This is a genomic window from Actinopolyspora alba (assembly GCF_900112765.1).
In the GTDB taxonomy this organism is placed as follows: domain Bacteria; phylum Actinomycetota; class Actinomycetes; order Mycobacteriales; family Pseudonocardiaceae; genus Actinopolyspora; species Actinopolyspora alba.
Genome location: NZ_FOMZ01000011.1, coordinates 110,384 through 124,900, shown reverse-complemented (window position 1 = coordinate 124,900; position 14,517 = coordinate 110,384). Strand labels below are relative to the sequence as shown.

Genomic DNA, 14,517 nt, shown 5'->3' with positions numbered 1-14,517 from the left:
TATTCCCGGCGATGTCACTTGACGACGTCGGCACGCCAACGCCCGATCTCGGCGAACCAGGAACGTGGCTTCCTCGTGGAATCGACCCCGGTGGCGGCCGGCTCGGCAACCTCGGCTTCTTCTCGTGATCGGACCTCGGAAGTGACCGTCTCGCTCTGAACGTCCTGCTCGTGCATCGTCGTCTCACCGCTCCCGATTCGGTCGCCGCGACCGTCAGACCACTACCCCGGGATCCGACGGTCACAGTTCGTTGTCCCCTTCAACGATGCGGACGAGATCGCGGTAGAACAAGTGAAGCTTTCTACAAAAAATTTAAGTAAAACTTCAATTTTGATTTCGTGCTGGTCACGCCATAGATACGGACGGACCGACCACCAGTGGGGGATCCGTCCGGCAGCAGCGCTCGGATGACACGACTCCTGGCTCGCCCGCCCGAACCGGATGTCTCACGAGAGATCATCGCGGTGCTTCGCACGGGACGCGTCCAGCAACCACGGCACCCCGAACACGCATGACGAGAGCGGGCGGCCCGATCGGTAACCGATGCACGGAGGAATTCGGGTGTGGAACGCGACGGCGCGGATTCACGAGTCCGCTGCCACGGCTCCGCTGCCACAGCTCCGGATCCCCGGACAGCTGCAGGAATTTCGGTTCAAATACAACCGATATGAATAACGATTCAATACCGAAATATCGTTACCAGCCTACTGTCCGAGAACTATCACACTGGTCGACACCGCGTTTTCGGGGCGATGCTCAGCTACCGCATCGGCGAGAACGAACCCGAACCCATTCGTGGAGTGCCCGCAGCGCACTCGGCGGCATCGAAACCGGTAAACAGCCTCACAGACGAGGCCTCGCGACGAGGTAAGCAACACTTCCACCCGGAACCACCGAGGACGCCTGTGCCCACCCTCGTATTTTGCCACCTTCTCCGGTGGCTCACCGCCGCGTATCGTCCGACAGTACGCGCAGAACCAATGGGCCCCGCGTAAAACGGCTCCCTACTTAACCTGTCCGACCACGAACACACCTGATCGGCTCACTCCGGCCCGAAGGCCGGAGCTTGCGCCGATTGCCGGTCACGTGCCCAGCACCTCTACGATGCATCGCGACTCACGCACCGGAACCACTCGACCGGATCAGGATGAACACACGAGCCAACACAGTGTCCTCGAAGAGCCTTTGCTCCTGAAAGGATCCCAAGGTGGATGTTCGGTACTTCCGGCACAGGAAGCGCCACGCCAGTCGGCTACACGACGAAAAACATCAGCAGAAAAAGAAACGACCGGTGATCGTCATCGCACGCGCCCCCACGCCTGATCCTGACCGATGATGCGCGGTGTCCATCCGGACGGGAAAGTTTTTCCCTGTAACCAGCGATGCTATAAACCGTGCAACATATGTTCACACCCCCTTCGCGGAATCACGCTGTTCCACCGCGCCCTCCGGTCAGTCATGCCCCTGCCAACACCCGTTCCGCCCGAAACGAGGCCGAGCCAGCGACACCGGTCCCGACGAACACCACGGAAAGCTTGTATCGCACTCGCTGATCAAAAGCTTATACATCGAATGTGGACATCGACAAACGCTCACTCCGTGAAACACACGAACGAGCTACTAAAACCGCGACGAAGATTTCGAGGACCACCGCCGGGACAGCAATCACGAAATTAGTTCACGATATTGCCGAGCGCCTTCCACGTCTCGCAACCGGACCAAGTGTCCACCTCACGGCTCGACCGGACTCCGAATCACCACCGCCGACCACGTGTGGATCGGGTCTTTCCCGGTAACCCTGGTCGGGAGGTCATCGGGGTGCCCGGGCCATACCTGGCCGAGGGATACGAGGTTGAACCCACAGCCACGTCGTCCCGGGGATGAACAGGGGGGGTGCTCCCGTTCGAACCAGCAGCGGGGACACCCCTCCCTTCACAACGGGCCCGCTACGACGAGTCCCCGATCCCCGCCCGGCACATCAGCCCCGCCCGATACATCCTTTCGCGACACCCCTGGAGAGAACTCCGCGGTCGAACCGGGTGATCCGGGTCACGACCACCCCGGTGACATGTGCCCCACCGGCGCGATTACTGCTACGCTCGGGGAAGGTTGAGCAGTCAGCCGGATCACATTCGGGCTTGGAGCACATCCGAGCAGGGTGTCGTCGGATCCAGGCTCGCAGGACTGCTTTCACGGCCGGGCACGGGCTCAGGCCTCTTCTTCGATCGGTTCCGCATCGGGCTTACACGCCTGGGTCGACGGCACACGTCGATGCAGGTGGAGGAGAAACCATGACACCGAATCCGTTCGAACAACACCCCGTTTCCGCCGGGGCGGACCGCCGAACACCTCCGGCGTCCGAACCGGCCTGGCAGGAGCCGGCCGAGGAGTCCGAAAGGCTGCGGCTGCGAATCGCGCGACCGGGCCCGAACACCATTCTGCTCACCGCTGTCGGCGAGGTGGATTCCACCACCGTGACACGGTTCCGGGACGTACTCCTTCCTCGGCTGTCGGCCACGGCCCGACTCCTGGTGATCGATCTCGGCGCCGTGGATTTCCTGAACGTTTCCGGCCTGGAACTGTTACGCTACGCTCACTCCCAGGCCTTCAACCGGGGTATGCTGTTGCGACTGGTTGTGAACACGCACGCGGTTCGGCGAGCGGTGTGGCAAGCGGGTCTGGGCGCCGTCGTGGAGAGTCATCCGACGGTGACATCGGCGCTGCAAACCGTCCCGGCCGCACGCGTGCCCGAAGGGGTCGGTTCCACCGGTGCCGCCGCTTCCGCCGGAATCCTGTCGAACGGCGAGCGGTAGCGGGAACCGCAACCGTGTGACCGACTGTTGGCTCCGCTGCCACGGGACTCCCACGTCCGCGTGGAACGTCGTGTGCCGAGAGCACGCGGTTCGCCCGGGAGCATCATGGCCGCACAAGTAGGATCGCCTTCGGCTAGCTCACGGTAAGGAAGGCCCGAATGCAGCAGTATCCGACGCAGGACACGGAGTGGCAGGCCCAGCTGGAGGAGATCACCGGGGCCCTGGAAACCGTGACCGACTCCATGGAGCGCGAGGAGAAACTCGAGGAACTGCTGAATCGGGTGTGCCGGCAGGTGTTGCGAGCCGTACCGGATGTGGACATGGCCGGAATCACACTGCATCGGGAGGACGGGCCGGAGACCTTCGTCTGCACCGACGAGACGGTGATCGAGGTCGACGCCGAGCAGTACCGGGTGGGCAACGGCCCCTCGCTGCACTCAGCCGAAACCGGAAAAATCGTCCGGGTCGAACTCACGGAGGCGAAGCAGCGCTGGCCGGAGTTCACCAGCGCGGCCACCGACGCGGGGCTCGGCAGCTACCTGTCCGCGCCGTTGTTCATAGACCACGAGTACCAGGGGGCGATGAACCTCTACTCGCGACGGGATCACGGCTACCGCGAGCTGGACGCGACCGTGCTGGACCTCTACACCACCGCGATCGAGGGCTATCTGCGCACCTGGCAGCGCTACCTCGCCACTCGAAGGCTCACCGAGCAGTTACGCACCGCCCTGGAGTCGCGTCCGATGATCGAACAGGCCAAGGGCATTCTCATGGTGCTGCACAACTACAGCGCGGAGAAGGCCTTCGCCACCCTGGTCGACTATTCCCAGCGCAGCAACACCAAACTGCGCGAAGTCGCCGAGCGTATGATCAGTGAGGCGGTCGGTCCCGCGAGCACCGACACGACGAGGTGACCCGCCCGCTCGCGCATTCACGAATGCTTCGGGTGCTAGGTCCGCTCGTCCGTGAGGTGTCGAACGGTACCGACAGGCTTGTGACCGGTTGACGACGATCGAAAGCGACGACGATGAGGGTGCTGCTCGCCGGATGTGGTGATCTGGGGACGGAGGCCGGCCTGCGTTTCGCGGCCGCCGGACACCGCGTGCTCGGTCTGCGACGCACTCCGGACCTGCTTCCCGAGAACATCGGGGGGCAGGCCGTGGATCTCACCCGAGAGCGTCCATCCGTGCCCGGCGACACCGACATCGTCGTCATCGTGCTCACCGCCGATCGACGCACGGCCGAGGGCTACCGTTCGACGTATCTCGACGGTCTGACCAACGTTCTCGACGCGATCGACGAGACGGGAGTCCGGCCACGGATCCTGTTCGTGTCGTCGACGGCGGTCTACGGCGACATCGACGGCGTGGTCGACGAGAACACCCCGACCGCCCCGGGCTCGGCGACGGCCGAGATGCTCGTGGCTGCCGAGGAGAGGCTGCACAGCAGGTTTCCCGAGGCGATAGCTCTGCGGCTGGCGGGGATCTACGGTCCCGGCCGTACCTCACTGATCGACCGGGTACGAGACGGCACCGCCACTGTCGAGTCCACCCCGAGGTACACCAATCGCATCCACCGCGACGACGCGGCCTCGGCCATCGTGCATCTCACGACAGCGGTGGAGAACCCGGCACCGGTCTACATGGGCGTGGACCACGAACCGGTCGACCGCGCCCGGATACTGCGCTTCCTCGCCGAGGAGCTCGGCACGGCCCCTCCGGCCGTACGTGACTCAGCGGCACCGGGCGGAGCGGGCAAGCGCTGCCGCAACGATCGACTCCTCGAATCGGGGTTCCGGTTCACCTATCCCGACTACCGAGCGGGTTACCGGGCTGTGCTGGCGGAGCGGGGCACACGGCACCGTTGAAGCGGCCGAGGCCGCGCGAGTCGGGTTCGACGCGGACGGGCCGATACACGCCAGGACTACTGGTCTCCGGAAGGGCCACAGGCGCCGGTCCGGCGAAGAAGCGGGCTCACAGCTCGCGCTCGTAGTACAGCAGCCGCGTCTCCGGACGGCCTTCGCGTTCGAGGTTGGTGAAACCGTACTTCTCGTACAGGTTCCGTGCCGCCGTGTCGTTCTGGGCCGTGCCCAGCTCCATCGTGGCCGCGCCACGCTGCCGGGCGAGGTGGATCGCGCCACCCAGGACAGCTGCTCCGTATCCCCTCCCGCGATACTCGGGCACCACGTAGAACTCCTCCAGCAGACACACCGGCTTCGCGGTGAACAGGTGATCGCGAAACCGCAGCTGGGCCACACCCACGTGACGTGGCTCGGCGAGCACGAAAACACTGATCTCCGACGCGACGTGAGCGCGGATCCGCTCGGCGAGCGGGCCCGCGCCCGGGGTGAACTCGTCGAACTCGAGCTGGAAACGGTCGAGCAGTCCGGCTATCTCATCGGCCTCGGCACTCCCACCGAGTCGGCACCCGGTCTCCGAAGGGATCACTCGGCCAGGATACGCCCCGGCGAGCCGCTTCGGGGACATGTGAACAGGGCGGCTCAGACCAGTCCGCTGACGATGCCCCGTGCGTCGTCGACCCCCGAGTCGAGTACCTCACCCGCGTCGTCGGCCAACCGCCCGACATCGTCACTGCCGTTCTCGAAGGCGTGGTCCACGGCTCCCGAGGTGATAGCACCGGCGGCTACACCGGCGATGGCACCGACCGCGAACCCGACCGGACCGCCCACCGCGGTCCCGGCCAACGCTCCCGACACGGCCGAGCTGACGACCACCGAGGAAGCCAGCCCGACCCCGTTGGAGGAAACCGCCTGGGCCGCCGATTCGCCGTTGGACATGTCGTAGGCAACCGCTCCGACGGTCAGCGCACCGCTGAATGCCAGCCCCGCTCTGCCGATAGTCTTGCCGTAGGCGGCCACGTCGTCCGAGGCGGTGCTCGCCCGGGTGGCGTACTTCTCGGACCGGCCGAGCAGGCGTTCGAACTCGCCCCGGTTACCGGCACGCCAAGCGCGTTCCGCCCAGCTGCCGCGCAGCGCCGCCTCGTCACCGAGCATCCCGGCCTGGGCGGACTTGATGGACCGGTCGTAGTTCGCGACGCTCTCACCGGCCGCGACCACGGAGCTGCCGATGGTGGGCCAGTTCTTCCGGAGAAATCGCCCTGCCGTGTTGTTGATGTCGGCACCGGTGGCACTCCACTCCGCGTGCGCGACCTCGGCCTCGACACGCAGTTTCTCGTACACCCGCTGCCGTGCCGCGAAATTCTGCCTCGCGGTCACGGCCTCGGCGTGTGCCCGCAGCGCGTCCGGTGTCGCAGCGCTCCCCATGGGTGCGGGGCCGGGATCGGGTGGCAGGGGACCAGGCTCCTCCACCGTGCGCTCGGTGACCGGGAGTCCCGCCGCCACGGCTTCGGTACGGATGCGACGCATCTCCCGCTGGGTCCACCGCAGACTGGCGGCGACCTCGTCGAACCTGGCGGCTATCCCGTCGGCGTCACCGACGAGCTCGTCCGCGAGCTGTCCCCCTCGGGTCAACGTGTCGCGGAACGCCTCCCCCGCCGTGCCCTGCCAGCCGGAGTCCGCCCGGTTGCGGGCGGTGAACACCCGGTCGGCGGTGTCGGTTACCGCTCTGGCCAGCGTGCCGCGTATCCACTCGGCCGCGGCGAACACGGCGGAGGGGTCACCGGTCACTGTGGTCCGGATAGGCATGTCCTACTGCCCTCGTAAATCGGGGAGTTCTTCGCGTGCCCGTCGATCGGCCTCGGTGTAGGCGGCCGCGCTGTCGGCCACCGCGTCACCGGCCGCCGAGGCGGTGGCCGAGAGCCGTTCCGCTTCTTCGACGAGCTGGTTGAGCAGTGCGGCCACAGGGGTGCGTGCCTCACCCGCGTCCGGCTCGGCGGGTGCCGTGGCGCGTGTGCGGTGCAGCTCGTCACCCGCCTGCCGCAGGGTGCCGGTAATCTCTTCCAGAATCACCGGGTCGATTCGGAAACCGGAACTCACCGGTTCACCTCCTGGACACGTTGTTCCTCGGGAATGTCCATGTCGAGCACCACGAGATCGAAGTAGGCGATCCGCCGTAGTTTTCCCAACTGCGTGGCGGGCATGACCAACCAGGGTTGTCGCCTTCCACAACAGGAGTGCAGCCGGTCGAGCGCCGAGTAGACGGGCAGCACCAGCCTGCCGTCGTCGAGTTCGCGCAGCTGCACCACGGCGTCCTCCGCCCGAGCCACGTGCGTCTCGCACGGCAGGTACATCATGGGCGGAAAATCCTCGGGTAGCCGCTTCTCTCCCGATCCACCAGTAGTCCCGGTCACCGAACCACTCCTCGTACCGACACGTACGGATGCCGCCGCGACCGAGCCCCGTGCACCACGCACCGATTCGCTCGGCACTCGTGGGACGCCCGCCCCGGCGGGAGGGTTGTGCGACCACCGTGCCCGATCCGAACGGTCTGCGGTGTCACGGTAGGAGAGCCATCATGAGGTTGTGAACATCGATCCGGCCAGGTACGAGGTGGCACTGCTGGACATGGACGGTGTGGTCACCGACACCGCCCGGGTGCACTTCGCGGCGTGGCAACGGCTCTTCGACGAGTACCTGGCGACTCGAACGACCTCGTCGGGAGCGCACGATCGCTTCACCGAGCAGGAATACCGGCGTCACGTGGACGGCAAACGCCGGACGGACGGCGTGCTGGCACTGCTGCGCTCCCGGGGGATCGAGATACCGCTGGGCTACGCCGACGACGGGCCCGAGCGGAACACCGCGCACGGTCTGGGTAACCGCAAGGACGCCTACTTCCGCGAACTCGTCGAGGCGAACGGTGTTCGGGTTCACGAGGACGCTCGTGGACTTCTCGATTCCCTGCGGCAGCGGAGGACGCGCACGGCGCTCGTCTCGGCCAGCCGCAACTGCGAGTGGGCGCTGCGGCACACGGACCTCGGCGAACTGTTCGACGTCGTTCTCGACGGACTGCGGGCGGATGAGCTCGGGTTGGCAGGCAAACCCGACCCGGCGATCTTCCTGGAGGCAGCTCGGCTGCTGGAAGCCGAACCGTCGGAGTGCGTTCTGCTGGAGGACGCGGAGGCCAGGGTACGCGCGGGCAGAGCCGGTGGGTTCGGGTGGGTGATCGGAGTGGACCGTACCGGTCATGCCGAGGCGCTGCTTTCCTCCGGGGCGGACGAGGTGGTCACAACTCTGTTCGATGTAGCGGTACAGGAGGCCACCGAGCCACGGGACATCAGGACGCTACCCGCTGCCGTGTCGCACCGGGACCGGATCGTCGGACGGCTCGGCACCGCACCGCTGCTGGTGGCACTGGACTTCGACGGCACGCTGGCACCGATCGCCGACACCCCGTCCGAAGTCAAGCTGCCTCACCGCGGTCGAGAGGTGCTGCGAAGACTCGCCGGGTGCTCGACAGTGGCCGTGATCAGCGGTCGCGATCTGTGCGACGTGCGGGAGAAGGTAGGGCTGTCCGAGCTCTGGTACGGCGGGAACCACGGTTTCGAACTGGCCGCACCTGGCGGTGAAGTGTTCGTGCACGGGGCCGGCGAAGCCGGTGTCGACGATCTCGACGCCATCGAGGCCCGGCTGCGAAACCAACTCGTCACGCCGGGGATTTTCCTGGAGCGGAAGCGGTTCGCGCTGGCGGTGCACTATCGCGGTGTCGCGGACGAGGAGGTGGAGGACGTCACGAGGCCGGTGTACGACGCGGCGGCCGACCGGGAGACGGTGAAACCGACCACCGGGCGCCGGGTGATCGAAATCGTGCTCAATGTGGCCTGGGACAAGGGCGCCGCGCTGCACCGGCTGCTGGAGCGGGTGAGAGCCGCGGCGAACGACTCGGGCTTCGTCGTGTTCTACGCGGGCGACGACCGGACGGACGAGGACGCGCTGCGCGTGGTCCACGACAGCGGTGTCGGGATATTCGTGCGCAGTTCGGAACATGCCGATCATCTCAGCTGGGCGCACTATGTGGTCGACGGTCAGGACGAACTCACCGACGTGCTGGGGCACATCGCCTCGAACCGTGCGGGTGGGATCCGTTGAGTTCGAAACGGCGTCTCGGAATCCGGCCGGCTACCCTCACCGGGTAATCCCGTCGTCGCGTGGTGACCGATCGCCACGCGGGTTCGGGTGCGTTGCTCCGCCGCTGTGCCCACGAGGGACACGGTCATGAACGATCCGCTGAGTCCACACCGACTCGTCTTCACCGACTTCGACCCGGCCGACGAGAAGCGGCGGGAAGCGCTTTGCACACTGGGGAACGGTTACTTCGCCACCAGGGGGAGCGCGCCCGAGGCCGACGACGACGGCGTGCACTACCCGGGAACCTACGTGGCGGGCTGCTACAACCGGATCACCTCGACGGTGTCCGGGCGGGAACTGGAACACGAGTCGCTGGTCAACATGCCGAACTGGCTGGCGCTGACCTTCCGCATCGACGACGGCCCCTGGCTCGGGCCGACGGTGGTGGAGCCGCTGGAGCACGAACAGGAACTCGATCTGGAACGGGGGATCCTGGTACGCAGGGCGCGCCTGCGGGACGGCTCGGGGAGAACCACCAGGATGGTGCAGCGCCGGTTCGTGCACATGAGCCGACCTCATCTGGCGGGACTGGAGACCACGCTCGTGCCGGAGGACTGGTCAGGAACCATCACGTTCCGCTGCGGCCTGGACGGGCGGGTCGGCAACCACGGTGTGGAACGCTACGGCGAACTGAACGGGCGGCATCTGGTCGACACCCACGGCAACGAGGTCGGAGAGAACCTCGTGGTGCTGCACGCACGCACCTCGGGATCGGACATCCGGGTGGCCGAGGCGGCCAGATCCCGCTTGTTCCGCGATGAGGTACCGCTGGCGGGCGGAGGCCGAACGGTTCACGACGAGCAGGCGGTCTTCCAGGAGTTCACCGTCGATTCGAACCGGCTCGACGAGGTACGGCTCGAGAAGATCGTGGCGCTCCACACCTCGCGGGACTCGGCGATCGTGGAGCCGGTCTCCGAGGCGGTGGAGGCCGCCCGCGAGGCCGAGGACTTCGACGAACTGCTGAGCTCCCACGTCGCGGCCTGGGCCCGGCTGGGCGATACCTTCCGCTGCGGGCTGTCCACGAGCGCGGCCACCCGGCAGGCGGTGAGGCTGCACGTGTTCCACCTGCTGCAGACCGTCTCGCCGAACACGGCGGACCTGGACGTGGGTGTCCCGGCCCGCGGGCTGCACGGCGAGGCGTACCGGGGCCACGTCTTCTGGGACGAGTTGTTCGTGCTGCCGACCCTGACGCTGCGCATGCCGCGGGTGGCCCGAGCACTGCTGCGCTATCGCTGCCGCAGGCTGCCGCGGGCACGGCGCGCGGCGAGGCGAGCGGGACTGTCCGGCGCCATGTTTCCCTGGCAGAGCGGCAGCAACGGGCGCGAGGAGAGCCAGTCGTGGCACCTGAACCCGCGTTCGGGACGATGGCTGGCCGATCACACGCATTTGCAACGTCACATCGGCATCGCGATCGCCCACAACGTGTGGCACTACTACCAGTCCACCGCAGACGAGGAGTTCCTCGCCGAGCAGGGCGCGGAAACGATACTGGAGACCACCCGGTTCCTCGCGTCGCTGGCCACTTACGAACACGGACGCGACCGCTACACCATCAACGGGATCGTGGGGCCGGACGAGTACCACACCGGCTACCCGGACCGGGATTCTCCGGGTATCGACAACAACGCCTACACCAACGTCATGACGGCGTGGCTGTGCCGCACCGCGCTGCGAACCCTGGACGAGCTCGACGACACGCGCCGAGCCGAACTCACCGACCAGCTCGATCTCGACCACAGCGAGACCGACCGGTGGAAGCACCTCTCACGGCGGATGTACGTCCCCTTCCACGACGACGGGATCATCAGCCAGTTCGAGGGCTACGAACGGCTGGCGGAACTGGACTGGGAAGACTACCGACACCGCTACGGCGACATCAGCCGACTCGACCGGATCCTGGAAGCCGAGAACGACTCCCCCAATCACTACCGGGCGTCGAAACAGGCGGATGTACTGATGTTGTTCTACCTGCTCTCGGCCGAGGAGCTGGAGAGACTGCTCACCACGCTGGGCTACGCGATGCCTCGGGACACGATCCCGCGCAACATCGACTACTACCTTCGACGTACCAGCCACGGGTCCACGCTCAGCGCCGTGGTCCACGCCTGGGTACTGGCCCGCGCCAACCGACGTCAGGCGCTGGAGTTCTTCGACAACGTGCTCGCAGGTGATCTGCACGACGTGCAACGGGGCACCACCGCCGAGGGGATCCATCTCGCGGCCATGGCGGGCAGCATCGATCTGTTGCAACGCTGCTTCGCGGGCATCGAAGTACGGGATCACACCCTCGTGCTGAATCCGCTCTGGCCCGAGGAGCTCGGCGCGCTGGAGCTGGCGATCCGATTCCGCGGCCACCCGGTCGACATCACCGTCACCGGCCGGACAGCGGCGGTACGCACCGCGCCGGGCAGCGGGAAGTCGCCGATCCGGTGCGCCTGTGGCTCCCGCACGGTGATGCTGGGTCCGGGCGAGACCGCCGTGTTCTCGCTGGAGCACGCCGAAAAATGAAAATTATCCGTTTCCGTGATCCGACGCGGAGGGCGATTCCCGGGAACGAGAGCATCCGGGAACCGTCCGGCCGCGCTTCGCCCGACCGACCCCGAGTGATCAGTAGTTCGGGAACAGGTTCTCCACGCACTCCGCGATCGGTCGGCGCGGCGTGGGCGGCGCGGGGAACCGCTCGGTGATCGGCCATCCCAGCCGCAGCACGAATCTGGGAATTCCCGTACCACCGAGCACCTGGTCACGTACGAACTCACGGGCGGAGAACACCTCACCGAACTGACTCAGCACGCAGCTGACCAGCCCCTCACGGGCCACGGACAGCGTCACTTCGCCCAACACCTCACCCGAGAGCAACTCGCTTTCGCGGGTGTCCTCCAGCGTGTACAACAACGCCAGTTCCGCACCGTCGTCGAGCACCGGGATCGACAACTCACCGGCACCGAAATCCCGTTCGAAGGCACTCGGCGCATGAACCTCGGGGATGTGGCGAGCGGGCACCCCGTCCGAACTCACATGACGTGTCGACCACTTCGCGAGCTCGTGGCGGTACTCCGGATCGTCCTCGCGTGCCCTGCCCGCCTGGCGGATGGCGTAGGACAGCTGCTGCCTGGCCGGATCCGACAGCACGAAATCGAGCACGCAGTCCTTGGCGGCCGCGGCCTCCCGCAACTCCCGCAACAACTCCGGAGGAACGGGCTCGGGCAGGAAAGGTCTGCGGTCCGTACGACGTCGAGCGGCCAGCCCCGCCAGCACCACGGCCTCGGAGTCGATGTCGGCGAGCCTGCTGAACTCGATCGAAGCCAGGTGGTCGGGCTGGTCCGGATTGGGCAGGCGATGGACCAGCGCCCGCCACCCCTCGGCGGCGAAACCGACACGAGCCTGGTAAAGCGCCGCACCACAACTGATCACCGATTGCTCCCCCGTGGGATCGAGCACGGGCGAGACACGGGAACGATCCAGATACAGGTGAACCGAACGCGGTCCGATCACCCAGCGCCAGGGCTGGATGTTGTGCAACGAAGGTGCTCGGCAGGCCACGACCAGCGCGGAACGCATCGTGGCTGTCGCGGGCTCACTCTTACCGGTCATACAGGCACCCCACCCACACTCTACGACCCGTGTTGTCCCTCGAACAGCTCTGCGCCACACGTACAGGAAAGAGCCGAAAGGACTCGCGGGCCGGAGGCGACAGCGTCGGGCCCCGGACGCGGCTTCGGCACTGCGATCTGCACGACCGAGGGGCAATCTGGAACGGATGAAGCGTCGACAACCCTGATCCTCGGACAAGGGGCTTGCCATGGACACCTCGCGATACGACATCGTCGTCGGGGTGGACGGCTCGGATTCCGCACTACGAGCAGCCGACTGGGCCACAGCGGAGGCCCGGCGGCACACCGGAGCCTCCCTGACCATCGTGCTGATCAACGACGATCCGGCTCGGGAGAGCTACGCCCGAGAGGCCGTCGCCGACATCGCCGGGAGGTGCGGCGAGGCGCAGCCCTCGCTGGAGGTGAGCCACGAGGTCGCCGAGGGACACCCGATCGAGGAGCTGGTGCGACGTTCCTCGACAGCTGATCTCCTGGTGCTCGGTTCGCGAGGGTACGGCCCGGTGGCGGACGCGCTGCTCGGTTCGGTCAGCGTGGGGGTGGCGCGACGAACCAGGTGCCCGATCGTGGTTGTCCGGGGTGACGAGAGCGAACACCGCGACGAGGTCGTGGTGGGGGTCGACGACTCGGCGCGGAGCGAGGCCGCGTTGGAGTTCGGCTTCACCCGCGCGCGGAATCGGGCCTCGGAGCTGCTGGTGATGCGAGCGATGTCCCGGAACTCGCGGACTCGGCAGCCGACGTCACGGCGGGAATCCCCCTCCGGACGGGTCGAACACGACCTCGCGAAACGACTGGAGCGCTGGGGCGCGTGGTTTCCGGAGGTGACGGCGCGCCGCATCGACGTGGAGAAGCATCCGGTGACCGCCCTGCTCGAACTCTCCAAAGGTGCGGGCCTGGTCGTGGTGGGCCGTCGCGGGGGCGGTGGTTTCAGCGGGCTCATGCTGGGCTCGGTGGCCCGGGGTGTGCTGCACCGGGCCTCCTGCCCCGTGGCGATGGTTCCAGAGGCCGGTGAGCAGGAGTGATGCGACGGAACGATCCGCCCCGGGAGGTGTGACGGACATGGCGGAGTTCACACCGACGCTGGGACTGTCCACCGAACAGGCCGAGGAAGTGGTCCGGATCGCGGGCGAGGCCCCTTCGCTGCACAACCGACAACCGTGGCGATTCCGGCTGCTGCCCCATTCGATCGAACTGCACTACGATCCACGAGCGCGGCTGCCCGCCACCGATCCACGGGAGCGGGAACTGCGGATCGGCTGTGGCGCGGCGCTGCTGAACATGCGGCTCGCCCTGGAGCACGAGGGAATCAGCCCGGTCGTGACCCTGCTGCCCAGCACCGGTGCGGAATCGGTCCTGGCCGAGATACGCGGCGGGGGCTCTTCGAACATGTCACCGCAGCAGCGGGTGCTGTACCGGGCGATCGCCGATCGGCACACGAACAGACGTCCCTTCCGGGAAACCCCGGTACCCGTGGAGCAGCGGCACTCGCTGCTCGAATCGGTGGAGCGGGAGGGGTGCTGGCTGCACATCGTGGAACGTGGCGAGCTGGGGAGACTGGAGGGCATGGTCCACCGCGCGCATCGGGCGCAGCTGGCCGATCCGCGGTTCCGGGAGGAACTGGCCGAATGGACCGGACACGCCGCCGAGGTCAGCGAGGGGGTGCCCGCCTCGGCGGCGGGGCCCGAACGGGAGGCACAGGACCAGTGGGTGCTGCGGGACTACTCGGCGGGCAAGGCGGAACCGCGCGTGCCGGGCAAGGACTTCGAGTACGATCCGCTGCTGCTGGTCGTCTGTTCCTACCACGAGGGTCGAGCGGCGGAGCTGCGAGCGGGACAGGCACTACAACGAATGCTGCTGACGGCCACTGCCAACGGCCTGGTGGCCTCCCTGATGTCGCAGGTGATCGAGATCGACGAGACCAGGGAGGAACTGCGGCGGATGCTCGGGGAAAGCCTGCGCCCCCAGGCGTTGCTCCGAGTCGGCCACGGTTCGCGAACCGCACCGACACCGCGACACGAGCCGCGCGAGCTGTTGCTGTAGCCCGCGG

The 14,517-nt window shown here is 66.8% G+C and carries 13 protein-coding genes; 7 read left to right on the top strand and 6 right to left on the bottom strand.

From position 1 onward, the window contains the following. Positions 1 to 14: 14 nt before the first annotated feature. Complete coding sequence (locus tag BM150_RS24225) at positions 15 to 176, bottom strand: hypothetical protein (RefSeq protein WP_175496889.1); 162 nt, start codon at positions 174 to 176, stop codon at positions 15 to 17. A gap of 2,115 nt (positions 177 to 2,291) precedes the next feature. On the opposite strand from BM150_RS24225, the gene BM150_RS24220 reads away from it, so the two are divergent. From BM150_RS24220 to BM150_RS17320, 3 genes are all read left to right on the top strand, one after another. Further along, complete coding sequence (locus tag BM150_RS24220) at positions 2,292 to 2,813, top strand: STAS domain-containing protein (protein WP_175496888.1); 522 nt, start codon at positions 2,292 to 2,294, stop codon at positions 2,811 to 2,813. A gap of 158 nt (positions 2,814 to 2,971) precedes the next feature. Beyond that, entirely contained in the window at positions 2,972 to 3,727 is a 756-nt protein-coding gene (locus BM150_RS17325) for a GAF and ANTAR domain-containing protein (protein ID WP_092928350.1), read from the top strand. Between the two features lie 113 nt (positions 3,728 to 3,840). After that, complete coding sequence (locus BM150_RS17320; protein ID WP_092928349.1) at positions 3,841 to 4,680, top strand: SDR family oxidoreductase; 840 nt, start codon at positions 3,841 to 3,843, stop codon at positions 4,678 to 4,680. A gap of 106 nt (positions 4,681 to 4,786) precedes the next feature. On the opposite strand, the gene BM150_RS17315 is transcribed toward BM150_RS17320, so the two are convergent. The 4 genes from BM150_RS17315 to BM150_RS17300 are packed head-to-tail and all read right to left on the bottom strand — an operon-like array spanning position 4,787 to position 7,082. Then, positions 4,787 to 5,260: a GNAT family N-acetyltransferase gene (locus BM150_RS17315; protein ID WP_175496887.1), complete on the bottom strand. Its 474-nt coding sequence runs from the start codon at positions 5,258 to 5,260 to the stop codon at positions 4,787 to 4,789. A gap of 53 nt (positions 5,261 to 5,313) precedes the next feature. After that, positions 5,314 to 6,477: a hypothetical protein gene (locus BM150_RS17310; RefSeq protein ID WP_139219578.1), complete on the bottom strand. Its 1,164-nt coding sequence runs from the start codon at positions 6,475 to 6,477 to the stop codon at positions 5,314 to 5,316. Between the two features lie 3 nt (positions 6,478 to 6,480). Then, positions 6,481 to 6,768 (bottom strand): hypothetical protein, encoded by a 288-nt coding sequence (locus BM150_RS17305; protein WP_092928346.1) that lies wholly within the window; start codon positions 6,766 to 6,768, stop codon positions 6,481 to 6,483. Further along, complete coding sequence (locus tag BM150_RS17300) at positions 6,765 to 7,082, bottom strand: SAV_915 family protein (RefSeq protein WP_217641716.1); 318 nt, start codon at positions 7,080 to 7,082, stop codon at positions 6,765 to 6,767. The genes BM150_RS17305 and BM150_RS17300 overlap by 4 nt, the downstream gene beginning before the upstream one ends. A gap of 172 nt (positions 7,083 to 7,254) precedes the next feature. Here BM150_RS17300 and otsB point away from each other — a divergent pair, with 172 nt between their 5' ends. Both otsB and BM150_RS17290 read left to right on the top strand, forming a co-directional pair. Further along, positions 7,255 to 8,820, top strand: a complete 1,566-nt coding sequence (gene otsB, locus BM150_RS17295) for a trehalose-phosphatase (RefSeq protein WP_092928344.1) — start codon at positions 7,255 to 7,257, stop codon at positions 8,818 to 8,820. A 126-nt stretch (positions 8,821 to 8,946) separates the two neighbouring features. Beyond that, positions 8,947 to 11,367, top strand: a complete 2,421-nt coding sequence (locus BM150_RS17290) for a glycoside hydrolase family 65 protein (protein ID WP_092928343.1) — start codon at positions 8,947 to 8,949, stop codon at positions 11,365 to 11,367. Positions 11,368 to 11,466: 99 nt separating this feature from the next. Here BM150_RS17290 and BM150_RS17285 read toward each other — a convergent pair whose 3' ends face one another. Beyond that, positions 11,467 to 12,453, bottom strand: coding sequence for an Acg family FMN-binding oxidoreductase (locus BM150_RS17285; RefSeq protein ID WP_217641715.1), 987 nt, complete (start codon positions 12,451 to 12,453; stop codon positions 11,467 to 11,469). Between the two features lie 208 nt (positions 12,454 to 12,661). Between BM150_RS17285 and BM150_RS17280 the strand changes: the two genes are divergently transcribed. Both BM150_RS17280 and BM150_RS17275 read left to right on the top strand, forming a co-directional pair. Then, positions 12,662 to 13,492, top strand: a complete 831-nt coding sequence (locus BM150_RS17280; RefSeq protein ID WP_092928341.1) for a universal stress protein — start codon at positions 12,662 to 12,664, stop codon at positions 13,490 to 13,492. 37 nt (positions 13,493 to 13,529) lie between these two features. Continuing rightward, positions 13,530 to 14,510 carry an Acg family FMN-binding oxidoreductase gene (locus BM150_RS17275; RefSeq protein ID WP_092928340.1) on the top strand — a complete coding sequence of 327 codons (981 nt, stop codon included), beginning with the start codon at positions 13,530 to 13,532 and terminating at the stop codon, positions 14,508 to 14,510. Positions 14,511 to 14,517 lie beyond the last annotated feature (7 nt).